26 protein-coding genes are annotated in these 24112 nt (G+C 63.9%); 19 read left to right on the top strand and 7 right to left on the bottom strand.

The window, feature by feature from the left end; all coding sequences use genetic code 11:
* Positions 1 to 21: 21 nt before the first annotated feature.
* Entirely contained in the window at positions 22 to 1551 is a 1530-nt protein-coding gene (locus QQK18_RS11935; RefSeq protein ID WP_284340565.1) for a sensor histidine kinase, read from the bottom strand.
* Between the two features lie 154 nt (positions 1552 to 1705).
* Here QQK18_RS11935 and QQK18_RS11940 point away from each other — a divergent pair, with 154 nt between their 5' ends.
* The 3 genes from QQK18_RS11940 to QQK18_RS11950 all read left to right on the top strand — a co-directional run bounded on the left by QQK18_RS11940 (position 1706) and on the right by QQK18_RS11950 (position 3228).
* Entirely contained in the window at positions 1706 to 2215 is a 510-nt protein-coding gene (locus QQK18_RS11940; protein ID WP_284340566.1) for a thermonuclease family protein, read from the top strand.
* 129 nt (positions 2216 to 2344) lie between these two features.
* The gene (locus QQK18_RS11945; RefSeq protein ID WP_284341026.1) at positions 2345 to 2824 is read left to right on the top strand and encodes an Lrp/AsnC family transcriptional regulator; all 480 of its coding nucleotides are present in this window, start codon (positions 2345 to 2347) and stop codon (positions 2822 to 2824) included.
* A 5-nt stretch (positions 2825 to 2829) separates the two neighbouring features.
* On the top strand, positions 2830 to 3228 hold the full coding sequence (locus QQK18_RS11950; protein WP_284340567.1) for a VOC family protein: 399 nt from the start codon (positions 2830 to 2832) through the stop codon (positions 3226 to 3228).
* Here QQK18_RS11950 and QQK18_RS11955 read toward each other — a convergent pair.
* The 5 genes from QQK18_RS11955 to QQK18_RS11975 form a co-directional block, all read right to left on the bottom strand.
* Positions 3225 to 3686, bottom strand: coding sequence for a GNAT family N-acetyltransferase (locus QQK18_RS11955; protein WP_284340568.1), 462 nt, complete (start codon positions 3684 to 3686; stop codon positions 3225 to 3227). The genes QQK18_RS11950 and QQK18_RS11955 overlap by 4 nt on opposite strands.
* Before the next feature lie 79 nt (positions 3687 to 3765).
* Positions 3766 to 4119 carry a nuclear transport factor 2 family protein gene (locus tag QQK18_RS11960; RefSeq protein ID WP_284340569.1) on the bottom strand — a complete coding sequence of 118 codons (354 nt, stop codon included), beginning with the start codon at positions 4117 to 4119 and terminating at the stop codon, positions 3766 to 3768.
* A 10-nt stretch (positions 4120 to 4129) separates the two neighbouring features.
* Complete coding sequence (locus tag QQK18_RS11965) at positions 4130 to 4702, bottom strand: NADPH-dependent FMN reductase (protein ID WP_284340570.1); 573 nt, start codon at positions 4700 to 4702, stop codon at positions 4130 to 4132.
* Between the two features lie 95 nt (positions 4703 to 4797).
* Positions 4798 to 5832 carry a GTP 3',8-cyclase MoaA gene (gene moaA / locus QQK18_RS11970; protein WP_284340571.1) on the bottom strand — a complete coding sequence of 345 codons (1035 nt, stop codon included), beginning with the start codon at positions 5830 to 5832 and terminating at the stop codon, positions 4798 to 4800.
* 181 nt (positions 5833 to 6013) lie between these two features.
* Positions 6014 to 6607, bottom strand: coding sequence for a L,D-transpeptidase (locus tag QQK18_RS11975; protein WP_284340572.1), 594 nt, complete (start codon positions 6605 to 6607; stop codon positions 6014 to 6016).
* Positions 6608 to 6861: 254 nt separating this feature from the next.
* Between QQK18_RS11975 and rpiA the strand changes: the two genes are divergently transcribed.
* The 7 genes from rpiA (at position 6862) to gltX (ending at position 15616) form a co-directional block, all read left to right on the top strand.
* Positions 6862 to 7554, top strand: coding sequence for a ribose-5-phosphate isomerase RpiA (gene rpiA / locus QQK18_RS11980; RefSeq protein ID WP_284340573.1), 693 nt, complete (start codon positions 6862 to 6864; stop codon positions 7552 to 7554).
* A gap of 41 nt (positions 7555 to 7595) precedes the next feature.
* Positions 7596 to 8108 carry a DUF2059 domain-containing protein gene (locus tag QQK18_RS11985; protein ID WP_284340574.1) on the top strand — a complete coding sequence of 171 codons (513 nt, stop codon included), beginning with the start codon at positions 7596 to 7598 and terminating at the stop codon, positions 8106 to 8108.
* A gap of 145 nt (positions 8109 to 8253) precedes the next feature.
* Positions 8254 to 9624: a glutathione-disulfide reductase gene (gene gorA / locus QQK18_RS11990; RefSeq protein ID WP_284340575.1), complete on the top strand. Its 1371-nt coding sequence runs from the start codon at positions 8254 to 8256 to the stop codon at positions 9622 to 9624.
* A 168-nt stretch (positions 9625 to 9792) separates the two neighbouring features.
* A complete protein-coding gene (locus QQK18_RS11995) occupies positions 9793 to 11169 on the top strand; it encodes a class II 3-deoxy-7-phosphoheptulonate synthase (RefSeq protein WP_284340576.1) in 1377 nt (458 codons plus the stop codon).
* A 269-nt stretch (positions 11170 to 11438) separates the two neighbouring features.
* Positions 11439 to 12476: a hypothetical protein gene (locus tag QQK18_RS12000; protein ID WP_284340577.1), complete on the top strand. Its 1038-nt coding sequence runs from the start codon at positions 11439 to 11441 to the stop codon at positions 12474 to 12476.
* A 126-nt stretch (positions 12477 to 12602) separates the two neighbouring features.
* Positions 12603 to 14270 (top strand): NAD+ synthase, encoded by a 1668-nt coding sequence (locus QQK18_RS12005; protein WP_284340578.1) that lies wholly within the window; start codon positions 12603 to 12605, stop codon positions 14268 to 14270.
* Positions 14267 to 15616, top strand: coding sequence for a glutamate--tRNA ligase (gltX, locus tag QQK18_RS12010; protein WP_284340579.1), 1350 nt, complete (start codon positions 14267 to 14269; stop codon positions 15614 to 15616). Before QQK18_RS12005 ends, gltX begins: the two co-directional genes overlap by 4 nt.
* Here the strand turns inward: gltX and QQK18_RS12015 are convergent.
* Complete coding sequence (locus QQK18_RS12015; RefSeq protein WP_284340580.1) at positions 15540 to 16715, bottom strand: DUF2865 domain-containing protein; 1176 nt, start codon at positions 16713 to 16715, stop codon at positions 15540 to 15542. The genes gltX and QQK18_RS12015 overlap by 77 nt on opposite strands.
* A 146-nt stretch (positions 16716 to 16861) precedes the next feature.
* On the opposite strand from QQK18_RS12015, the gene QQK18_RS12020 reads away from it, so the two are divergent.
* The 9 genes from QQK18_RS12020 to cimA all read left to right on the top strand — a co-directional run bounded on the left by QQK18_RS12020 (position 16862) and on the right by cimA (position 23967).
* Positions 16862 to 17863, top strand: coding sequence for a fumarylacetoacetate hydrolase family protein (locus QQK18_RS12020; RefSeq protein ID WP_284340581.1), 1002 nt, complete (start codon positions 16862 to 16864; stop codon positions 17861 to 17863).
* 131 nt (positions 17864 to 17994) lie between these two features.
* Positions 17995 to 18414, top strand: coding sequence for a hypothetical protein (locus QQK18_RS12025; protein ID WP_284340582.1), 420 nt, complete (start codon positions 17995 to 17997; stop codon positions 18412 to 18414).
* 199 nt (positions 18415 to 18613) lie between these two features.
* Positions 18614 to 20035 (top strand): cysteine--tRNA ligase, encoded by a 1422-nt coding sequence (gene cysS, locus QQK18_RS12030; RefSeq protein ID WP_284340583.1) that lies wholly within the window; start codon positions 18614 to 18616, stop codon positions 20033 to 20035.
* Positions 20032 to 20415 (top strand): VOC family protein, encoded by a 384-nt coding sequence (locus QQK18_RS12035; RefSeq protein ID WP_348523222.1) that lies wholly within the window; start codon positions 20032 to 20034, stop codon positions 20413 to 20415. The genes cysS and QQK18_RS12035 overlap by 4 nt, the downstream gene beginning before the upstream one ends.
* A complete protein-coding gene (locus QQK18_RS12040) occupies positions 20402 to 20893 on the top strand; it encodes a GFA family protein (RefSeq protein ID WP_284340584.1) in 492 nt (163 codons plus the stop codon). The genes QQK18_RS12035 and QQK18_RS12040 overlap by 14 nt, the downstream gene beginning before the upstream one ends.
* Entirely contained in the window at positions 20890 to 21381 is a 492-nt protein-coding gene (locus QQK18_RS12045) for a GFA family protein (protein WP_284340585.1), read from the top strand. The genes QQK18_RS12040 and QQK18_RS12045 overlap by 4 nt, the downstream gene beginning before the upstream one ends.
* Positions 21378 to 21872 (top strand): GFA family protein, encoded by a 495-nt coding sequence (locus QQK18_RS12050; protein ID WP_284340586.1) that lies wholly within the window; start codon positions 21378 to 21380, stop codon positions 21870 to 21872. Before QQK18_RS12045 ends, QQK18_RS12050 begins: the two co-directional genes overlap by 4 nt.
* Positions 21869 to 22360, top strand: coding sequence for a GFA family protein (locus QQK18_RS12055; protein WP_284340587.1), 492 nt, complete (start codon positions 21869 to 21871; stop codon positions 22358 to 22360). Before QQK18_RS12050 ends, QQK18_RS12055 begins: the two co-directional genes overlap by 4 nt.
* Positions 22357 to 23967, top strand: a complete 1611-nt coding sequence (gene cimA, locus QQK18_RS12060) for a citramalate synthase (RefSeq protein ID WP_284340588.1) — start codon at positions 22357 to 22359, stop codon at positions 23965 to 23967. The genes QQK18_RS12055 and cimA overlap by 4 nt, the downstream gene beginning before the upstream one ends.
* The last annotated feature ends 145 nt before the right edge of the window (positions 23968 to 24112 follow it).

Consider the following 24112-nt stretch of genomic DNA (forward strand, 5'->3'; position numbering starts at 1 on the left):
AGTCCATCAGAACGGGACGGGCTAGCCGGCCTCTGAAAAAATCTGCAGCCTGTTGCGCCGCTCGACCACGGGCGCCAGCGCGTCCATCACCCGGGCGCGGGGGAAGCTGGCGATCACTTCGGTGCCGAAGCGCACCTTCGAGAAGAGATCGAAACGGCCCTGGTGCAGGTCCATGATCTTCTGGACGATCGGCAGGCCGAGGCCCGCTCCTTGCTCGGCGGTTTTCTGGGCGAGCGAACCTTGACCAAAGGACGAGAGCACCGTCTCGATCTCCTCCTCGGGAATGCCCGGCCCGTTGTCCTTGACCGAGATCAGCTGGCCGCCGTCGGCACTGCGGTTGATGACGAGGGTGACCTTGCCGCCCTGGGGCGTGAACTTGATGGCATTGGAGAGGAGGTTGAGGACCACCTGGCGGATGGCCCGCTCGTCGCCCCACAGCTTGGGCAGGTTCTTGCCGTAGCTGAAGGTGAGGTCGATGCCCTTGGCCTTGGCGCGTAGCTCCATCATCCGGCGACAGTCCTCGGCGATGTCGATCAGCGAGACCACCTCTTCGTTGAGCTCGTACTTGCCCGCCTCGATGCGGCTGAGGTCGAGGAGCTCGTTGATGAGATTGAGCAAGTGTTGTCCCGAACCATGGATGTCGCCGGCATATTCCTTGTACTGCGGCACGTGGTGGGGGCCGAGGAGTTCCGATTTCAACACCTCGGAGAAACCGATGATGGCGTTGAGCGGCGTGCGCAGCTCGTGGCTCATGGTCGCTAGGAACTGCGATTTGGCGATATTGGCCTGCTCGGCGTGCCGGCGCGCTTCGTCGGACATGTGCTGGGCCTCTTCGAGCTCGGCGATCAGCGAGTCCTTCTCGGCCTGGTGCGAGATGCGCTCGAGTTCGGAGGCGTGCAACTGGCGGGCGAGATAGACAAAGAAGATCTCGGCACAGAGGACGATGGCGCCCAGCGTATAATTGAGCGTGCCACCCATGGAGACGAGGTTGATGCTGACCGTGAGCGTTGCCGGCAGCGTGCTCATCACCGTTGCCGGCGTCAGCGTGCGCGTGGCGACCGCGTTGGAGGCGATGCTGACCAGAACCATGGCGAAGGTCACGACCGCCAGGGCGTCGGCCTGGGTCAGGAGGCCGAACAGCGGAATGAGCGACCAGGTGATGCCGTAGACTGTCTCGGCGGCCACGAAGTTGGTCGTCCAGTGCTCCGCGTTGAACTTGGCCGCCTCCGTGTGCTGGAACCGCCGGCACATCAGGGCCACCGCCAGGAGGCTCAACAGCACCATGCCAGCCCAGACAGCCGTGAAGACGAATGGCACCCAGAAGCTCGCCACCACCGCGAGGATGACGACAATGGCCGAGAGCGGTAGCGCCGCGCCGATCCGCGAGCCGGTATAGGCCTGCATCAGCTCATAGTCGAACGACGCGCGCGTGCCCGAGCTGGACGTCAGCCGCTGACGCGCATCGAGCACAGTTTTCTGGATGTTGCGGCGTACGTCGCGCCCCATTTGCGCGCGGACGTCGTTGGTGTGTATTGCCGGGCGGGACGGCATGACGCGGTACTCGGTTACTCGATGATGCGAACAGAAAACGCATTCGCTAGCTTGGTTAAAAACACTATCAACGGCGTGGTTAACAGGGGGTGAAACCTTGCCTTTCAGTTTTCGTCGAAGCCGGCGTATTCGCGGTCTCTCCGGCACACTCTCGGTGCTCATAGTTCTCGCTGTCGTTGCCGTCGCCGCGAGCCTTCTCGAACAGGCACCCGAGCTCGTTACGGGCCGGGCGCGCGCCAGCGATGGCGACAGCTTCCGCCTTGCCGGCGACCGCATCCGGCTCCTCGGCATAGATGCGCCGGAACTCGACCAGCTCTGCCATGATGCTGCCGGCAAGGATTGGTCCTGTGGCCGCGCCGCTCGCGATCACATGGCCAGGCTTCTCGTCGCCGGTCCCGTCGCTTGCGCTCCGCGTGATCGCGACCGCTTTGGGCGGCTTCTTGCCCATTGCGATATCGCCGGGCACGACCTTGCCGCCGACATGGTCCTGGCCGGGTTTGCGGTCGCTGACGGCGCCTATGGCGGGGAGGAGCGCCAGGCACAGCGGGCACACCTCGGCATCTGGGCGGGTTCCTTCATCTCGCCTCGTGCCTGGCGCGACGGCAAGAATTCGTCCAATCCCTTGGACTGGCTGATGAATTCGCTTTTCGGCCCGCAAACCTGAGTTCTGTGGTAAAGTTGACAAACGAAAGTTTTTTGCCTTGATTAGGCATAAATGGCGGGGTTCGCGCCAGATTTCCTGTATAAATTGACCAAATCCGCAACGGATTTCTCCTCGGGGGCATGAATGGCGTTGGACAAAATCGATCGCAAGATCCTCGGTCTCCTGCAGCGGGACGCGACGATGCCCGTCGCCGAGATCGGGCGAAAAGTCGGTCTGTCCACCACACCCTGCTGGCGCCGCATTCAGAAGATGGAGGAGGACGGCATCATCAAGCGCCGGGTTGCCGTCCTCGATCCGGTCAAGGTCAACGCCGGCGTCACCGTATTCGTCTCCATCCGCACCAACGAGCACAACGAAGCCTGGCTGCGCAAATTCGCCGCCATCATCGAGGACTTCAGCGAGGTGGTCGAGTTCTATCGCATGAGCGGCGATGTCGACTATCTCATGCGGGTCGTCGTGCCAGATATCGCCGCCTACGACACATTCTATAAAAAGCTCATCGGCAAGATCGCCCTGTCGGATGTCTCGTCGTCCTTCGCTATGGAGCAGATTAAGTACACGACGGCTTTGCCTCTCGATTTTGCCCTCGTCGTCGACGACGACAAGTAGCGCCGATGCTGGTGGGTTTCGAGCATATCGGTATGACGAGCGGCAATCTCGACCGCACCATTGACTTCTATGTGGGCTTGCTGGGTCTCGACCTCGTGCTGCGTAAGCGCCAGACGAGGGGGGAGGTCGCCTTCCTCGACGCCGGAGGCGGCATGCTCGAGGTCATCGCGCCCGATCGGGAGGTCGATATTGCCAGCGATGTTCCCGATGGGGTCGCCGGCATCCGGCACCTGACCCTCGCCTTCGACGATATCGACGAAGTTGTCGAACGTCTCGAAATCGCCGGCATCGAGATCATCGAGCACCCGCGCCTCGCCTACAACTCGGAGATCCTGAAGCGCGTCGCCTTCTGCCGCGATCCGGACGGGATCATCGTCGAGCTGGCGGAGCGCGCGGAGCTCTAAGTTATGGCCGCCTTGCTCATATGGATCGTGGTTGCGCCCATGAACGGCTCTTCTGCCGTGATGACGTAGCCGACGCTTCGATAGAGAGCGACGTTGCTTTCGAAAGCTGCGTTGGTCAGCAGGCGAAGCTCAGTCCGGCCAGCATCCAAAGCCTTTGCTTGCGCGTGCGCCAACAGCCTGCGTCCGAACCCCTTGCCCTGTTCCCCGGGCCGGACCGCGACGTTCTCGATCCAAAGGTGATCCTCGCGCAGGATCGTTTCGATGAGACCGACGACGCCAGCGCCCGAGCAGATCAAATCGATCTCGTGATCACGCACCGCCGCTTCATAGTCGGCTTTCATCGGCAGCGGTTCGCGCCCGATGACCGAAACCCACTTGGCATAGGCGGCGCGCACGATCTCGCGGACGGTTGCGGCGTCGTCATCAGTGGCGGCCCGGAACGAGAAGATTTGCTGCATGCGCAACTGCTACCAGCATCGCGCTCGCCGTCAATCGTCTTGCGCAGTGGGGGCGCGAGGGCACCCGTCGCGCTCCTGCTCAACCGGCCGGCGTCTGCTGATGATGCGTCATTTGCCAGCGATCGCCGCGGCGCACATAGGATGAGCTGCAATAGGCGTGATAGGGCGGCGAGCCTTGCCTGCGGCCTTCGGCTTTGTAGGCAAGCATGGCCGTGTCGCTATTGGGCTCGCGCAACAGCTTGTCCGTCATTGTAACGCCCTGCCAGCGCGGTACGCCCCTGAGGCTCTCGATGATCGCATCCCCCTGCAGGATGCCGACCGGCGCCGGAAAGACCATAACGCACAGTTCATGCAGCAGCTCGCCATAGGCCGCCGGGCCCTCGAGCCACAGCCGTTCCTCGCTCCGCCAGATCTGGTCCTCGAACATTGGCATCGCTGCCTGCCTACGCCTCCCGCGGCAATACCGTCAGCACCCGTTCGATGAACTGACGGAATTCAGCCAAGTACTTGCTCAGGAACTCCCGTGTCGACTCGGTGGCAATGTTGCCGTCGTCGTCGATAAGATCGGGTGTGAACTGGATGTAGGCCTCTACCGCATTCATCTGCGGCGAATTGCAGTATCCCAGCACGCTGCGCATATGCTGCTGGGCGACCGCTGTGCCGATCGAGCCTGGGGAAGTGCCGATGACGGCCGAAGGTTTTCGGGTGAACGCGTTCTGCCCAAAAGGACGACTGGCCCAGTCGATGGCGTTCTTGAGGACGCCGGGGATCGACCGGTTGTATTCGGGCGTGACGAACAGCACCGCGTCGACCGCGGCGATGGCCTGTTTGAACTGGCGCGCCACCTCCGGGTAATCGTTGTCATGGTCGTAGCTGTAGAACGGCAGGTCCCTTATGGGGATTTCCTGCATCTTCAGCTCATCGGGCGCGAGCTTTACTAGCGCCATCGCCAGCTTGCGGTTGATCGACTGCCTGGCGATGCTCCCGACGAGATATCCGACTGTGAAGGTTGGCATAGCCAGCTCCCTGCCGCAGCGTTTCAACGGTGCGTGCAGGTCAAATGCGGCCTTGCCGGCTTGGTTCCGGCTTTCGGTTGTCGAATGGCGGAAGCTTATCCGCCGGTCACCGACATATGCCGCGCCAGCGCCGGCTCGGCATGCTGCCTGTCGATGACGAAGTCATGTCCCTTGGGCTTGAGGATCATCGCCTGGTCGAGCGCCGCGTCGAGCCCGTCCAGCCCCCCTTCGCGCAGCGCGTCGCGCAGGTTGACCTGGTTCTCCTGGCCGAGGCAGAGGAAGAGCTGGCCGGTCGCCGTCAGCCGCACCCGATTGCAGCTTTCGCAGAAATTGTGGCTCATCGGCGTAATGAAGCCGAGGATGCCTCCGGTTTCGGCCACGCGTACATAACGGGCCGGACCGCCGGTGCGCTTGTCGGTTCGCTCGAGCGTATAGCGTTCCGCCAGCCGGTCATGCAGTTCCCTCAGCGACAGATAGCTGTCGACCCGGTCGATGCCGACTTCGCCTAGGGGCATGCCCTCGATCAGCGTCAATCCCATGCCCCGCGCATGCGCCCAGGCCATCATCGGCTCGATCTCGTCCTCATTGACGGCGCGCATGGCCACCATGTTGATCTTGATCTCGAGTCCGGCGGACCTCGCCGCGTCAATCCCGGCCATCACGTCGGCGATCCGGCCACGCCGGGTGATGGCGGCGAAGCGATCGGCATCGAGAGTATCGAGCGAAACGTTGATCCGCCTGACGCCCGCCGCGGCCAGCGCCTCGGCATGGCGCGCCAGTTGGCTGCCGTTCGAGGTCAGCGTCAGTTCCTCGAGTCCACCCCCTCTGAGCTGCCGGCCAAGGCTTGCGACGAGCTCCATGATATCGCGCCGCACCAGCGGCTCACCGCCCGTCAGCCGTAGCTTGGTCACTCCGCGCGCGATGAACGCCTCGGCGATCGTCTCGATCTCCTCGAACGAGAGCACTTCGCGCTTGGGCAGGAACGTCATGTTCTCGGCCATGCAGTAGACGCAGCGGAAGTCGCACCGGTCGGTGACCGAAATGCGCAGGTACGTCACGTGCCGCCCGTAGCGGTCGGCGAGCGGTCGTCCGGCCGAGGGCAGGGCAGGGCGAGGCGAGAGATGCGTCATGGACGCCAATCTATATCTTCCGCCCGGACAATCAAAGCAGGCTGACAAAAACAAATGGCCGGCGCGAAGGCCGGCCATGGCAAACTTTTGCGTGACCCTACTCAGGGTGTCTTGGGTTTCAGGTCAGGTCGAGGCGAAAATGGCCATTTGCAGACCGGCATCACCTGAATAGCAACGCACCCTAGTGTTTGACCACCACGAGGGCGCCTACGCGCACCCGCTCGTAAAGGTCCACCACGTCATCGTTGGTCAGACGGATGCAGCCCGACGAGACCGCCTGGCCGATCGTCCAAGGCTCAGACGTGCCGTGGATGCGGTAGAGGGTCGAGCCGATATAGAGTGCCCGCGCGCCCAGCGGGTTGTTCGGGCCCCCGGGCATATGGGCCGGCAGGTCCGGAACGCGTTTGCGCATGGCAGGCGGCGGTGTCCAGCCGGGCCACTCAGCCTTGCGGGTAACGCGATGCGTACCTGCCCAGCGGAAGCCGTCGCGTCCGACACCGACCCCGTAGCGAAGCGCCTTGCCATCCTCCAGTACGAGGTAAAGCCGCCGCTCCGACGTCTCGATGACGATCGTGCCCGGCTTATAGGAGCCTGTGTACTCGACAGTTTCCCGCCGGATGGGGCTGCCGCCCCTGTTGCGAACCGCAACCTCGGAGGGTTCTTCCCAGGTATTGGTAAACGAGTTGTAGACCCGTGCCGCCGACACCGGCGCCACGACGCTCAATGCCATCAATAAAGACAGCGCCATCGCTGTCACCGACTTAAGCCTGCTCATATCCCCACTGCGCCTCTGACAGTAGAACCGCCTGACGATTCGGGCGGTTCGGTAATGCGCGGTTGCTTACGCCACAATTGGTAAACGCACCATGATACTTGCCACGTTTCCGCCGCACTTGCGCCAACTACATCGAACTGTGTTGCCGAGCGGTTACAACCCCCGTTCACCAATGCGTGAGCGGCATGGTTGACTTTGCCGCATCGGCCGTTCAAACACCCGCCGCAGAGCACTTTTTTGGGGAAGGCGCAAAGGTGAGCGAGACGCAAAAGCGCGAGGCCGCGCGGGCGGCTCTGGACGAAGTGCGGCCTGGCATGCGCCTTGGCCTCGGCACCGGCTCGACCGCCCGCCACTTCGTCGAACTCCTGGCCGAGAAGGTGGCCGCCGGTCTCGAATGTCTCTGCGTGCCGACATCCGAGGCGACGGCCGAGCAGGCGAGGGGCCTCGATATCCCCCTGACCGACCTCGACAGCATCGACCATCTCGATCTGACCGTCGACGGCGCCGATGAGATCGGGCCCGGTCTCGCTCTGATCAAGGGCGCCGGTGGCGCGTTGCTTCGCGAGAAGATCGTCGCGGACGCCTCGACGCGCATGGTCGTCATCGCCGACGGGTCCAAGCTCGTCGACACGCTCGGCCGCTTTCCCCTGCCCATCGAGGTCAATCGCTTTGGCCTCGGCGCCACCCGCCGCGCAATCGCCCGGATCATGGAGGCGCACGGTGCCGAAGGTGGCCTCGCGCTGCGCAGAAGGGCAGCCGGCGAGCCCTTCGTCACCGATGGCGGACATCTGATTCTCGATGCATCTTTTGGCCGCATTTCCTCGCCAGAAGCCGTCTCACGGGCCCTGCTTGACATTCCCGGCGTCGTCCAGCACGGACTCTTCCTTGCAGTGTGCAAAAGGGCTTATGTGGCGGGCGCCGATGGCGTAAAGACGGTGGACCCCTGAAGGGCTCGGATTTTGGTTCGAACGGAATAGGTTTTTCAAAGATGACAGGTCTGGTTGAGCGTATGAGGAAAATCCTGGCTGTCCTCCTTGCCGCCGGCATGGTCGCAACCGCTGCGCCCGTTATGGCGCAGGAGCTGGCGCCCGAGCATCTGGCCCTGGCGCGCGAGTACGTCGATTTGACCGACCGGGCCCAGATCTACGAGGTGACCCTGGTCGAGACCGGCATCGAGACCTTGCGCCAGGTCGTCACCCAGAACCCTGAGATCATCGACCAGACCGATGCGGCCATCACCGCCGTGCTCGACGAATATCGCGGGCGCAAGGGCGAGCTCCTCGATCAGTTCGCACGGGTCTATGCGGTGCGCTTCACCATGGACGAGCTCCAGGAGATCGTCGATTTCTACTCGACCCCCACCGGCGAGAAGCTGGCCCAGACCAATGCCGAGATCAACGGCGACCTGGAGCGGGTCCTGGCGGTGTTCGAGAGCAATCTGAAGCGCGAGTTCTTCGCCAAGGTCCGCGCCGAGCTGCGCGAGCAGGGCATCGAGATCTGACCGGATCGCAACGCCGGCAAAAGGACCCCGCCTTGTGCGGGGTCTTTTTTTATGTCAAGCGCCACCCCATTTGATGCTGTCCCCTCAGAGCCTCAGCCGGCTTACGGCGTAGTCGGCTCAAATCAAGCGATAGGAGTGCGCGCAAGTGGCCTATGATCTGGTGGTGATCGGTGCGGGCTCTGGCGGAGTGCGCGCCGCGCGTATGGCCGCCACCTACGGCGCCAAGGTCGCCATCATCGAGGAGTACCGGGTTGGCGGTACCTGCGTCATTCGAGGCTGTGTTCCAAAGAAGCTCTTCGTCTATGCCAGCCGCTACGCCGATCTCCTGGAGCTCGCGCCGAGCTTTGGCTGGACGGTCGATGCCAGCTTCGACTGGCCGACCCTCGTTGCCAACAAGGACAAGGAGATCGCCCGGCTGGAGCGCTCCTATGTGGCTGCCTTGGAAAAGCCGGGCGTCGAGATCATCCGCGACCGCGCGGTGCTGACCGGCCCCAACAGCGTGCGCCTCGAAAAGGCCGGCACCGCCCTCGAGGCAAAGCATATCCTCGTTGCGACCGGCGGCCATCCTTTCGTACCCGACATTCCCGGCGCCGAGCTCGGCATCACCTCCAACGAAGCCTTCCACCTCGAAAGGCTCCCCCACTCGATCCTTATCGAGGGCGGCGGTTATATCGCGGCCGAATTCGCCACCATCTTTGCCGGGCTCGGCGTTTCCACCACGATCGTCTATCGCGGCGATTGCATGCTGCGGGGGTTCGATCAGGACATCCGCGAAGGGATCGACGCGGCCCTGATAGAGCGCGGCGTGCGCATCATCTACGAGACTAATGTCATGGGTCTGCGCAAGGAGGGGGGCGACGTCTGGGTCTCCTTCAGCGACGGCGTGGATGCGCCGTTCGGTGCGGTGATGTTCGCAACCGGCCGGCGCGCCAACACGGCCGGTCTCGGCCTCGAACAGGCCGGCGTCAAGCTCGACGGCGACGGCTCCATCGAAGTCGACGCCTATTCGCGCTCCACCAATCCCGCGATCTATGCGGTCGGCGACGTCACCGGCCGCGCGGCGCTGACGCCCGTCGCCATCCGAGAGGGCGCGGCCTTCGCCGAGACAGTCTTTAATGACAATCCCACCGCCGTCGACCATTCGCTGATCCCGACCGCGGTCTTTGCCGAGCCGGAGATCGGGACTATCGGCCTGACCGAAACGGAGGCGGCCACCCATGGCGACATCGACGTCTTCATCACCCGTTTCCGGCCGATGAAGGTGACGCTCTCCGACAAGACGCAGCGCATGATGATCAAGCTCATCACGCAAAAGGACAGCGGACGCGTGCTCGGCGTTCACCTGCTCGGGCCTGACGCCGCCGAGATCGTGCAGATGGCTGCCATCCCGATGGCCATGGGGGCGAAGAAGGTCGATTTCGACCGCGCCATCGCACTCCATCCGACCGCCTCCGAGGAGCTCGTGACTTTCAAGGCGCCGAGTTATTCCTATCGCAATGGCGTCAGGCACGTCTGAGGCGGCAGCATTTGGCGCTTGGCAGCCCCGCCCATGCTTGCTAGAGCGGGATGCGAAAAAGCGGGAACCGGTTTTTCGCGAACAATCCCGCGACAACAAGCTAGAGGGCGCCATCCCGGGCGCGCAGTGTAGGCTGTCCGGCAGCCAGACTAGGAACGAGATCAGAATATGAGCACGTGGACGCCCGCAAGCTGGAGAGAAAAGCCTGTCTCCCAGGTCCCGGCCTATCCGGACGAAGCGGCCCTGCGCGAAGCCGAGCGGCAGCTTTCCACGTTCCCGCCACTGGTCTTTGCCGGCGAAGCGCGTGACCTCAAGACCAAGCTTGCTGACGTCGCTCACGGCCGCGCCTTCCTCCTCCAAGGCGGTGATTGCGCCGAGAGCTTTGCCGAGCACGGCGCCGATCACATCCGCGATTTCTTCCGTGTTTTCCTGCAGATGGCGGTGGTCCTGACGCACGGGGCCAGCAAGCCCGTGGTCAAAGTCGGCCGCGTCGCCGGCCAGTTCGCCAAGCCGCGCTCCTCCGACACCGAGATCGTCGACGGCATCGAGTTGCCGAGCTACCGCGGCGACATCATTAACGGCATCGATTTCACCCCCGAAGCTCGTACCCCCTCGCCGGACCGGCTCCTCCAGGCCTACCGCCAGTCGGCAGCGACCCTCAACCTGCTGCGCGCCTTCGCCTCGGGCGGCTATGCGGACCTGACCCGCATCCACGACTGGACGGTCGGGTTCATGAAGGGGTCCAACTGGTATCCGCGCTATGAAGAGGTCGCCCGCAAGATCGATGATGCCATCGACTTCATGCGCGCCCTCGACCTGACGCCCGACAATACTCCGGCCCTGCGGCAGACGAGCTTCTTTACCAGCCACGAGGCTCTGCTTCTTGGCTACGAGGAGGCGCTGACCCGCCGCGACTCCATCACCAATGACTGGTACGCCACCTCCGGCCATATGATCTGGATCGGTGACCGCACCCGCCAGCCTGATGGCGCCCATGTCGAGTACTTTGCCGGCATCCGCAACCCCATCGGCATCAAATGCGGCCCTTCGCTTGCCGGAGACGACCTTCTGCGCCTGCTCGACCGGCTCAACCCGCAGGACGAGGCCGGCCGTATCACCCTCATCGGCCGCTTTGGGGCCGAAAAGGTCCACGAGCACCTGCCGCGCCTTATCGAGACCGTCCAGAAGGCTGGCCGCACCGTCGTCTGGTGCTGCGATCCAATGCATGGCAACACCATCAAGGCTTCGTCCGGCTTCAAGACCCGCCCCTTCGACAAAGTGCTGTCAGAGGTCCGCGCCTTCTTCGAGCTTCACCGCGAGATGGGCACCTACGCCGGCGGTGTGCATGTCGAGATGACCGGCGATGACGTCACCGAGTGTGTCGGCGGCGTTTCGGCGGTCACCGAAGCCACGCTCTCGGACCGCTACCACACCCATTGCGATCCGCGCCTCAATGCCAGCCAGGCGCTCGAGCTTGCTTTCCTCGTTGCCGAGGAGATCGGCGCCCAGAAGCCCGAACGCCCGCGTTACGCGGCCGGGGAGTAGGGGCAACCCTGAACGCTGCAGAGGGCAGGGAAACGAGGTTGCACGAGTTTTCGTACCCATTCACACACCTTGCGGAAAAGCGATGTATCTCAGGATGGGGCCCATCCTGAGAATACCGCCACAGCCGCAAGGTGTGTGAATGGGGCAGGATCGTAAGCGCAGGGCCCTGCCGCTAATCCTGCGCTGCTCCCATTTAGCGGATCATTAACCCTAATAATCCATAAAGACCTTCGGACGGGTCTGGTCGGCCCGTCGTTGCGGAGGGCACCATGTCGCGTCTTTTACCCATCGCTGCTGTCTCAACGCTCGCCCTTTGTCTGGCTGCGCCGGGTCTTGCCGCCGACTACGGCATGTATCCCGAGCTGCGTCCTGCCTATCCCAATCAATGGGCGCTCCCCGAGGACGATCCGCTCCGCTTCGAAGCCGGCCTCCGCTATTGGTACTCATGGGGCGAGCAGGATTTCGACGTGGGTCCGCTGAATCAGTCGACGAGCGACACCACTCATAGCGGCGAAGCCCATTTCCGTATCGACGACGATTCTACACAATCCTACGTCAAGGGCTATGCCGGTTACGCCTTCCTGATGGAAGGCGACTATTCGACGACCGTGTCCTCCGGCTCCATCGCCAACGGGCGCCTCGGCTATGTCGGTGCCGATTTCGGTTACATGCCCTTCGGCAATGAAGTCGGCAGCGTGGGCGGCCTTATCGGCTATCTCTACTGGAACGACAGCCCCAATGCCGGCCGCAACAGCTTTACCGCTGCCGATTCTTCGGCCGATATCGCCTGGACCGAGGGGTCACCGTTTTACAACCTCGGCTTCGACAGCGAGGCAAACAATCTGGACATTCACGCGCTGCGACTCGGGTTGACGGGCCGCGCCGAGATCAGCGACATGATTGACATCACCGCCGAAGTGGCCGCCGTTCCCTACGCCCACGTCAGCGGCAATCTCGGCAATGTCCTTATGGATTCGGCCAGCGGACCCTTCACCGGCAACAACGTCTTCCTCAGCAGTCCCGTCAATGTGGAAGGCATGGGGTATGGTGCGATGGGTGAAGTCATGGTCGGCTTCAAACCGACCGAAAACATGGCCCTGCGCGTTGGTGGCCGCGCCTGGTACCTGCAGGGTCAGACGGAAGCAACATACTCGACGGTTAGTGTAATAGGTCCCGCCGATAGCGACGCCGACGGCGATCTTGATCAGGCGCCTACGCTCACCGAGCAGGGCTATATTACGACCCAGGACAATCCCTTCTCGCTCTTCCGCTACGGGCTTCTGGCGGAGCTTTCGGTCACGTTCTAGCTTCGCGCTGACGGCAGACCTTCTGCACGCCCCCCGCCGCTTGCCCTCCTCCAGCCGAGCGGCTAAGTCTTGCCCGCTTCCGGCCCTGCCGGACGCACGCGCTTTCCTTCCACGGCGGACCACTTCGTGACCGATCGTCTTCGCATTGCCATGGCCCAGCTCAACCCGAAGGTTGGTGCGCTGCGCGCCAATCTGGAGCTCGCCCGCGGCGCCCTTGACGACGCCGTCGCCGCCCGGACCGATCTCCTGATGCTCTCCGAGCTTTTCCTCACCGGCTATTTTCCGGAGGACCTGCTCTTCAAGCCGCAATTCATCACCGACGCCATCGCCGCCGCCCATGATCTCGCCGCCGCAACCAGGGACACTGGCGTCACCCTCGTCTTGCCGACCGTCTGGTACGAACATGGAGCGTTGCGCAATGCCGTCGTCGTGGCCGAGAATGGCGAGATCGTCGCCACGCGCCTGAAGCGCGAATTGCCCAATGACGACGTCTTCTACGAGAGGCGCTATTTTATCCCCGGGCCGCTGCCCGAGCCGGTGACGGTCAAGGGCGTTCCCATCGGCATCCCGATTTGCGAGGATATCTGGCACCCATGGGTCTGCGCCCATCTGGTGCGGAAGGGCGCCGAGATTCTTCTCTGTCCAAACGGCTCGCCCTATTGGCGCAACAAGCAGCACATCCGCAAGGATCTGGTGCGCGCCCGCCTCGCCGAGGATGGCGTGCCCATGCTCTATCTCAACCAGGTCGGCGGCCAGGACGAGCTGGTCTTTGACGGCGCCTCCTTTGCCATGGAGCCCGACGGCCGGCTCGTCGCCCAGGGCAAGTCGTTCGAGACCGATTTCATCGTCTCGGACTGGGCGCTGACCGAGGACGGCTGGCGCTGCGTCGAGGGCCGGGTCGAGGAACGGACTTCGATCGACGAGACGCCCTGGCGTGCCTGTGTCCTTGGCCTTCGAGACTACGTCCATAAGAGCGGCTTTCGCCAGGTGGTGCTGGGCCTCTCCGGCGGCATCGACAGCGCCGTCGTCGCCGCCATGGCCGTCGATGCTTTCGGGCCCGACAACGTCCACGCCATCATGCTGCCCTACCGCTACACGTCGCAGGCCAGCAGGACCGACGCGGAGGACTGCGCCGAGCGTCTCGGCATCCGCTACGACGTCGTCTCCATCGGCGAGCCGGTCGATGCTGCGCTCCACGAGCTGACCCCGATCTTCGGCAACCGCCCGCTCGACATCGCCGAGGAAAACATCCAATCCCGCATGCGCGGCCTGGTGCTCATGGCCGTTTCCAACAAGCTCGGATCGATGCTGCTGACCACCGGCAACAAGTCGGAGATGGCGGTTGGCTATGCGACCATCTATGGCGACATGAACGGCGGCTTCAATCCGTTGAAGGACCTCTTGAAGATGCAGGTCTATCACCTGGCCCGCTGGCGCAACGCCAACAAGCCCGATGGCTGTCTCGGGCCGTCGGGCGAGATCATACCGATCTCGATCATCGACAAGGCCCCGAGTGCGGAACTGCGCCCCGACCAGACCGACCAGGACAGCCTTCCGCCCTATCCGGTCCTCGATGCAGTGCTCGAGGCGATGGTCGAACAGGAACTTTCCGTCGCCGAGATCGTCGCCAAAGGACACGACCGGGCGCTGGTCAAGCACATCGAAAAGCTCGTCAACATCGCCGAATACAAGCGCCGCCAGTCCGCGCCCGGCGTGAAGCTCACCCCCAAGGCCTTCGGCATCGGGCGTAAGTACCCGATCACCAACGGCTATCGTGACGAGTCCGGCTCATGACACCCGTCGTTCGCTATGCTCCGTCCCCGACGGGCCGGCTCCACATCGGCAACATCCGTCCGGCCATGCTGAACTGGCTGTTCGCCGTCGCCCGCTCAGGCGGCTATATCCTGCGCATGGACGATACCGATTTGGCTCGCTCCACGCGCGCGTTCGCTGAGGGCATCGAAGAGGACCTTGCCTGGCTCGACATCCGTCCGACCCAGCTCGTCCGCCAGTCCGAGCGCACCGCGCTCTACGATGCCGCCCGCGACCGATTGATCGCGGCCGGCCGGCTTTATCCCTGCTACGAGACCGAGGATGAACTCGACCGCCGCCGCAAGCGTGCCCGCGCGCTCGGGCGTCCGCCGATCTACGATCGAGCCGCCTTGAAGCTGACGAGCGAAGACCGCGCACGCCTCGAGGCGGAGGGCCGTCGCCCCCATTGGCGGTTCAGGCTCGATGGCCGCCCGGTGCATTTCGATGATCTCATCCGCGGTCCGCAGACGGTCAACACCGCCTCCATGTCCGATCCGGTGCTGGTGCGCGAGGACGGCAGCTATCTCTATACGCTTCCCTCCGTCGTCGACGACATCGATCTCGGCATCACCCATGTCATTCGCGGCGAGGACCACATCTCCAATACCGGCACCCAGATCGAGATTATCGAAGCCCTGGGCGGCAAGGTGCCGTTCTTTGCTCACCACAACCTCCTGACCGGCGCGGGAGGCGAGGGGCTCTCCAAACGCCTCGGTTCGCTTTCGGTCGCGGAGCTGCGCACCTCAGGCTATGAGCCGCTTGCCGTCGCCATTGTCGCGGCATTGACCGGCACCAGCCTGCCCATCGAACCCTATGATGATCTCGAGGCGCTGGCGCAACGCCTGGATCTTTCGATGATTTCGCACGGGCCAGCCCGCTTCGACCCGGCCGAGCTCGACACCCTCAACGCGCGCCTGCTGCACACCATGCCGTATGAGACTGCCCGGCCGCGCCTTGCTGAACTTGGTCTCGACAGGGAAGATCTGTGGCTGGCGCTGCGCGGGAACTTGACGAAATTCCCCGAGATCGCCGAATGGGCGAAGCTGGTCACCGGGCCGGTGACACCCGTCATTGCCGATGAGGATCGCGAGTTCCTCGCGACGGCGCGTGAATTGCTGCCTGTCGAACCGTGGGACGAGACCACCTGGAGCGGCTGGACGAATGCTGTGAAGGATGCGACCGGCCGCAAGGGACGGGCCCTATTCATGCCGCTGCGCCTGGCGCTAACCGGGCGTGCGGACGGTCCCGAGCTTAAGTCCCTGCTTCCGCTGCTTGGGCGTAAGGCGTGTCTGGACCGACTATCCGCACCACCCGATTCCCGAATTTGACGAGCCGCATACCCTCGCCTTCGTTCTGCACCGCCTCGGCCCTTGGTGCTTCGCCTGGGCCGGCCGGACGGGGGCGCGGCAGCGGCACGTCCACATAATGCGCAGGCTCGACCGCAGCGACCGCGACCGGCTGTACTGGCGCCTCCGGCGTCACTGGCGTTGCCGGCGCCTGCCGGCGCGGATCGCGCAGCGGCAGTGGAAAGCTCCTCCCCTGGTAGTCGACGATGCTGCGCGTTTGCCCGCCCGCCTCGACCACCCGGAACGAACCGCCTTCCTCCCGTGGCTTGCAGCTGCTTTGCGTGTCGAACGCCTCGCGATAGTTGAAGGCATTGGGCATGTCGACGTAGCGCTGGCCGAGCATGTTGCGCATGTGCTCGGGCTCCTGGCCCGGATTGTCGTAATAGAACAATTCGACTGGCGTTCCCGGACACATCTGCTGGCACTGGGCCGCGTCCTGGCCGACATAATCCTGCAGCGTTGCATAGCTGATCGGCCAGAAATACCCGTCGGACAGGCGCACGCAAAGCGTCCTCACCGTCCGGTAGCCTCCGAACCCCCAGTTGCCATAACTCTCGACCATCTGCCCGTCCTGGAAATTCGGATCCGAACTCGTGCCGAAGACCCGGTCGAACAGCGCCTGCCGGTCGGGGGCGAAGGTGGCGCTCGAGCCGGGGTTGGTGCCGCAGCCGAAGCGGGCGAGCTCCTGCAGGATCGCCTCGCGCTGCAGGGAGACGGCGTTGCCGGTTTCCACCGAGGCCGAAGCCCGCGCATACCGGTCCCGCAGCCGCAGAACCTCGCGTGCAAGCCCTTGGCATTGCGGGGTCAGCACGCGGCCGGCCCTGGCATCCGCGTTGCAGCCATTGCGCACATAGGCACTCTCGGCTGCCTGCACCTGCTGGCCGAGCTGCCGGGCCGCATCCGATTCGTAGTTGCGGAAATCGGAATTGTTGTTGAGCTGGTTGAGAGTCGCCTGCAGCTGCGAGCACGTGGCAGACTGCGCGTGTGCCAGCGAAATATCGGCGCAAAGCACTGCGCCGGCCGCGAAAACCGCCACCAGCAGACGCATCGCCGATATCATCACCGTTCCCATACTGCCCATTCGGCCTCCGTTCCCGCTCAACGTCTCCCTAGGAGAACGTTAGAGTACGATGCAACATTATACTCTCACGCGTTCGCCGGGCAGAGGTATCTCGGACACAGCCGCCGTCGAATCGCCCAACGCTCTGCAATTCATGAAAGGTGCCGATGAAGCTCGCAACCCTCCGCAACGGCAGTCCTGACGGCCAGCTGGTCGTCGTTTCGCGCGATCACACCCGCTGCGTTTCGGCCGGCCGGATCTCACGGCACCTTCAGCAGGCGCTCGATAACTGGCAAACGGCCGCGCCCGCGCTCGCTGAGCTCGCGCGTCAGCTTGACGCCGGCGCGATCGCCGGGCAGCCGTTCACGCCTGCCGAGGCTCTCGCGCCCTTGCCGCGCGCCTATCAGTGGATCGACGGGTCGGGCTATATGAGCCATCTGGAGCGGGTGCGCACCCTCAAGGGCAGCAAGGACGAGGAGCTGCAGTCCAACCGGCCGCTGCTCTATCAGGGCGGTTCGGACTCGCTCTCGGCACCCGCAGCGCAGATCCGTGTGCCGCCCGGCGATCTTGCCATCGATTTCGAGGCAGAGGTCGCGGTCGTCATCGGGCCGGTGCTGATGGGTGCCGGCCGGGAGGAGGCGGGCAAGGCGATCCGTCTCGTCACTATCTGCAACGACGTGTCGCTGCGCCGGCTGGTGGCCGACGACCTGCAGAACGGCTTCGGCTTCTTCCACGCCAAGCCCTCGACCGCCTTCGCCCCGATCGTTGCAACCCCCGAAGGGCTGGGCGGTGCCTGGCGCGATCACCGCCTGCATTTGCCGGTAGAGATCACCGTCAACGGCGTCGTCTATGGGCGCCCCAATGCCGGCGTCGACGTGCATTTCGATTTCGCCGACCTCATTGTCGAAGCTGCGCGCACTCGCGATCTCGGCTGCGGGACCATCATCGGCTCCGGCACCGTCTCCAACCGGCACGACGAGGTGCTGCCATTGAAGCGCGATGGGCTTGGCTTTGCCTGTATTGCCGAGGCGCGCACCGTCGAAAAAATCCGCTACGGCCGGGCGCGCACCCCCTTCCTCAAGGCAGGCGATGTCGTGCGCATCGGCGCCCGTGACGGCTCCGGGCGTTCGGTGTTCGGCGATATCGAGCAGACCGTCGAGGTCATGTAATTGACCCGACGCCAACATTCGCGCGTGACCCCCGCTACGCACCCTCGGTGGCGCCTGCGGACAATGCCATCAACAGTTCCGCGCCGAGTGACCGGCTTGCCCGCGGAGCCGCCGCTTGCTATTGAGCGCTGATGCGGTGGACAAAAGGTCGGCTCAAGTTCCGGTCGGCAACGCGGCAGGTTCGGCTCGCCGGACTTGGGGTCTTTTGCATTCTGCTCCTCACCGGAAATGTCGGCGTCGCACTCGCGCAGGACGCCATCGGCCGATTCCATGCCGCCTGCACGCGCAGCGCCACGCTCATGGGGATCACCCAGAGCCAGCCGGAAGGCCTCGACCGGCTCTGCGAGTGTCTATCAGCCGATTTTGAAGCCAATCTCTCGCCCGCCGATATCGACACGCTTTCGCGCGATCTCCTCGGCGCGCTGACGCCACAGCAGCGCGCTGCCGATCCCGAATATGAGCGCCTTTCCACCTATGGTGGAAAGGCCGTCAGCGCGTGCTTGATGATCGAAGGCTTCGAGGACGGGGCCCGCGCCCCGCAGGCTCAGTGACGCCCGCGAGCAATCGGGGGTTGATTTTTCCGCGGGCATGCGGTCAATCTGCCGCTGCAATGAAAACCGCGACGATCTGCATTACCGGCTGCATCATTATCCGCTAACCATCGGTGGCGGCGCGGTTTCCTTCATCCCCGACTAGAACGCCCGAAGAGCCCGCTGCCAGCGCAACTCTGCTTGGCCAGGACTCCATTCCATGATCTCGGGAACTCCGCAATTGCGGCTCTACAATACACTGACGCGCGAGAAGGCGGACTTTACGCCGCTCGATCCGACCAATGTGCGCGTCTATGTGTGCGGCCCGACGGTCTACGACTACGCCCATATCGGCAATGCCCGACCGGTCATCGTCTTCGACGTGTTGTTCCGGCTGCTCCGGCACCTTTACGGAGCGGGACACGTGACCTATGTGCGCAACATCACCGACGTCGATGACAAGATCAACGCCCGCGCCGCCCGCGACTATCCGGGCCTGCCTCTCAACGAGGCGATCCGCAAGGTGACCGAGAAGACCGAGGCACAGTTCCTTGCCGACGCCGAGGCACTCGGCTGCCTCGAGCCGACCCATCAGCCGCGTGCGACCGAAAACATCGACCGCATGATCGCCCTCATCGGTTCGCTCATCCAGCGCGGCCACGCCTACGTGGCGGGTGGCGAGGTGCTGTTCAGCGTCTCTTCCATGCCTGACTATGGGCAGCTTTCCGGGCGCAACCTCGAGGACAATGTCGCGGGCGCCCGCGTTGCCGTCGAGGCGCACAAGCACGATCCTGCCGATTTCGTCCTTTGGAAGCTCTCCTCCGAAAATGAGCCCGGGTGGGAAAGCCCCTGGGGCCGCGGACGCCCGGGCTGGCACATCGAGTGCTCGGCCATGAGCGAACGGTATCTGGGCGAAATCTTCGACATCCATGGCGGCGGTCTCGACCTGATCTTCCCGCACCATGAGAACGAGATCGCCCAGTCGCGCTGCGCGCACGGCACTGCGATGATGGCGCAGGTCTGGATGCATAACGGCTTCCTGCAGGTCGAAGGACAGAAGATGTCGAAGAGCCTCGGCAATTTCGTCACCATTCACGACCTGCTCGAAACCGAAACCTTCGGAGGCCGCAAATGGCCCGGCGAAGTCCTGCGGCTCGCCATGCTCATGACGCACTATCGCGAGCCCATCGACCTTTCGGTCAAAAGGCTCGAGGAGGCCGAGACCTTGCTTGACGGCTGGTATCGCGCGGTCGGCGACATCTCCCCCGATGGCGGGCTGCTGTGCGCTGATGCGTTGGACGCACTTCTCGACGACCTCAACTCGACGGTGGCGGTCGGCGCATTGCATGCCCTGCGTGTCGAGGCGGCCAAGGGCGGCGAGGCAGCCAAACGCTCGCTCAAGGCCAGCGCCGGTCTTCTCGGGCTTCTGGGGAGCACAGCCACGCAGTGGTTCTCGGGCGAAGGTGTTGTGGCCGAAGACGTCGAAGCCCGCATCGGCGCCCGCCTCTCCGCCCTCGCTGCCCGCGACTTTGCGACCGCGGATGCTATTCGGGCACAATTGGCCGAAGAGGGGATTGCGCTCCTCGACTACAAGGACCCCGAAACCGGCGAGCGCCGCACCAAATGGGAGGTGAAACGGTGATCCAAATCCTCGATCACGTCGGCCTTGCCGTTTCCGACTTCGAACGGTCAAAGGCCTTCTACGTCGCGGTCCTCAAGACGCTCGACATTGACCTGCTGGCCGATTTCACCTTCGGGCGCGATCACCACGCCGGTTTCGGCAAGGCACGCCCGACCTTCTGGATCGGCGACGGCAAGCCGGCGCGTGGCGAGATGCACATCGCCTTCACCGCCGCCAGCCGGGCGCAGGTCAGCGCCTTCCATTCGGTGGGCATCAGCATGGGCGGGCGCGACAACGGTCCGCCGGGCATTCGCGCCCACTATCACCCGAACTACTTCGGAGCCTTCGTGCTCGATCCCGATGGCCACAACATCGAGGCGGTTTGTCATGAGCCAGAATGAGGGCCGCACTGAACGCAAAGGCCTCTCGGGTGGCTGCCAGTGCGGGGCGGTGCGCTTCCACGCGCGGCTGCTGGGGCGCCCGTCGATCTGCCATTGCCGGATGTGCCAGAAGGCCTTTGGCGGGTTCTTCGGTCCGCTTGTGACCGCCCATGACGGCACCTGGACGCGCGGCGAGCCGAAGTGGTTCCAGAGCTCGAACGTCGCCCGCCGCGCCTTCTGCGGCGACTGCGGTACGCCCCTAGCTTACGAGACCAGGTATGGTCTCGAGCTCGCCATCGGCGCCTTCGACGATCCGACGGCCGTCGCCCCGGTGATCCAGGTCAACATGACCGACAAGCTGCCGTTCTTCGATGGGTTGACGAGCCTGCCCATCCGCGAGCATCCGAGTGAGGAGTGGCTCGATTTCATGGCCGGGGTTCACTCCAACCAGCATCCCGATCACGATACCGAAGACTGGAATCCGAGGGAGCAATTATGAGCGAAGTCCTTTCCGGCGGCTGTCAGTGCGGTGCCGTCCGCTACCAGGCCCGGTCTCTCAAAGACAATTCCCACGTCTGCCACTGCCGGATGTGCCAGAAGGCGGCCGGCAATTTCTTCATGTCGCTGGTCGGCGTGCCGCTGGAGGATTTCACCTGGACACGCGGCGCCCCGAGCGCCTTCAAGAGTTCCGAGCATGTCGAGCGCGGATTCTGCAGGGAGTGCGGCACCCCTCTGTTCTTCCGGCACGACGCCAATCGGCACATCTCGATGACCATAGGTTCGTTCGATCATCCCGAAAAGATCCCGCTCGCCTTCCAGCTTGGCATGGAAGCCCGGCTGCCGCAGGTCGACCAACTCTCCGATCTCAAGGATTATGGAACGACCGAGGAGGCAAACCCGGAGGCCGCTGCGCGGATCAGGGTATCGAACCATCAGCACCCGGACCACGACACCGATGTCTGGCCGCCGTTGGGAGGAGAGGTATGACCGAGGTCCGACTAACCGGCGGCTGCCAGTGCGGCGCAGTGCGCTATGCGCTCGACCAGCAGCCGGAGAACGTCCATGTCTGCCACTGTCGGATGTGCCAGAAGGCGGTCGGTGGCCCCTTCGCGATCATCTGCCCGGTGCTCAAGCCCGCGTTTCGGGTGACCCGCGGCACGATCAGCTACTTCATGAGCTCCGGCGTCGGACGCCGTGGCTTTTGCAGCGCCTGTGGTACGCCGCTGACCTTCGACTACCCTGAGGCCGACGATGTCGGCGTGCTCGTCGGCACGCTCGACGAGCCGGACCGAGCACCGCCGGTGATCCAGTACGGCAACGAGAGCCGCGTTTCCTGGTATACGGGGCTGACGCAGCTCCCCGGAAATCATCCGACCTACGTTGGCAATCCCGATATGCTCCAGCGGATCAGCAGCACCAACCGCCAGCATCCCGATCACGACACGCATATGTGGCCGACGGTGGGAGGACGGTCATGACCGATGTGCATCTGACCGGCGGCTGCCAGTGTGGCGCCGTGCGCTACACGTTTGAGGGCACACCGGAACTGGTCGCGATCTGTCACTGCCGGATGTGCCAGAAGGCGACGGGTTCCATTGCCTGGGCGTTTTTTACAGCTCAGCGCGCCGCCCTTTGCTGGACCCGCGGCCAGCCTGCGCACTACCCCAGCTCGGCGGCAGCCGTCCGCGGCTATTGCGCTGCCTGCGGTACCCCGCTCACCTTCGAGCCGGAGGGAGAGGACACGATCGATGTCGGCATTGCCACCCTCGATGTACCGGCGGCGCTGAAGCCGACGGAACAATACTGGGTCGGCACGCGCATGCCCTGGTTCGGTGAGCTCGCCGATCTGCCCACGGCCGGCCTCGGCGACAAGCTTCCCGCCGACGAGGTGACTCGGCGCAGGCCCTTTCAACATCCCGACCACGATACGGACGCCTGGCCGCCGCAAGATCGAGTACGACAATGACCAAGGAACGCCTCTACCTCTTCGACACGACGCTTCGCGATGGCGCCCAGACGGCCGGCATCGAGTTCTCGCTCGAAGACAAGATCTCGATCGTCACACTGCTCGAGCAACTTGGCGTCGACTATGTCGAAGGCGGTTATCCGGGTGCCAATCCCGTCGATACCGAATTCTTCGCCGAACGGCGTACGAAGAGGGCCACCTTCACCGCTTTCGGCATGACCAAGCGGGCAGGGCGCTCGGCCGCCAACGACCCGGGCGTCCAAGGCCTCGTCAATTCCGGGGCCGACGCCACCTGTTTCGTCGCCAAGGCATGGGATTACCAGGTGGAGCTGGCCCTGGGCTCGACCACCGCCGAACACCTCGAAGGCTTGGCCGACACGGTGCGCACCGCCGCCAAGGCCGGCAAGGAGGTGCTCATCGATCTCGAGCACTTCTTCGACGGCTTCAAGGCCAATCGTACCTATGCGCTCGATTGCGTCCGGACCGCCGTCGACGCGGGCGCGCGCTGGGTGGTGCTCTGCGACACCAATGGCGGCACGATGCCGGCCGAGGTCGGCGACATCGTTCGGCAGGTCCTGACGGTCGCTCCGGGCGACCGCATCGGCATCCACGCCCACGACGATACCGGCCAGGCCGTCGCCAATACGTTGGCCGCCGTCGATGCGGGCGTGCGCCAGGTCCAGGGCACGCTCAACGGCATCGGCGAGCGCTGCGGCAATGCCAATCTGGTGACGCTGATCCCGACCCTGGTGCTGAAGCCCTATTATGCCGAGCGGTTCGAAACCGGCATCGATGCGACTCGTCTCGAGCGCCTCACCCACATCTCGCGCGCTTTTGATGATCGGCTCAACCGAGCCCCGGCACGTCAGGCCCCCTATGTCGGCGCCTCGGCCTTCGCCACCAAGGCCGGCATCCACGCCTCGGCCCTCGCCAAGGACCATTCGACCTATGAGCACGTGCCACCCGAAAGCGTCGGCAACGAACGCGCCGTGATGGTCAGCCAGCAGGCCGGCAAATCCAATCTGATGACGGCGCTCGCCCGCCACGGCATCGTCGTTGCCAAGGACGATGCCCGGCTCGACAAGCTTCTCGCGACCGTCAAGGAGCGCGAAGCGCGCGGCTATTCCTATGACGGGGCTGAAGCCTCTTTCATCGTCCTCGCCCGCAACGTCTTGGGAACGTTGCCGGAATTCTTCGACGTCGAAAGCTACCGCGCCAGCGTCGAACGCCGCCATAACGCCCGGGGTGAGCTGGTCAACGTCACCGAGGCGGTGGTCAAGATCCGGGTCGGCGAGGACCTGTTGATGTCGGTGGCGGAGGGCAACGGTCCCGTTAATGCGCTCGATCTTGCCCTGCGCAAAGACCTCGGCAAGTACTCCGACCGCATCGGAGATCTGGAGCTCGTCGACTTCAAGGTACGTATCCTGGACGGCGGCACGGGCGCGGTCACCCGTGTACTGGTCGAGAGCCGGGATGGCAGCGGCGAGCGCTGGTATACCATAGGCGTTTCCCCCAATATCATTGATGCATCTTTTGAGGCGCTGTATGAATCGATCACCTATAAGCTGTTGAAGACTGAGGCGGCACAGGCGACAACAGCAGCCTAGAGCAGCGTGCGCAAAGGTGGATACCGGCTTTGCGCAAAAAACGTTGCGACAACAAAGACTAGAGCCGGCGTTCTGATTACGTCAGAACGCATAAGGCTCTAGAGCGGGACGCGAAAAAGTGGGAACCGGTTCTTCGCGAAGATCC

Source organism: Devosia nitrariae (assembly GCF_030160115.1).
GTDB lineage: Bacteria > Pseudomonadota > Alphaproteobacteria > Rhizobiales > Devosiaceae > Devosia > Devosia nitrariae.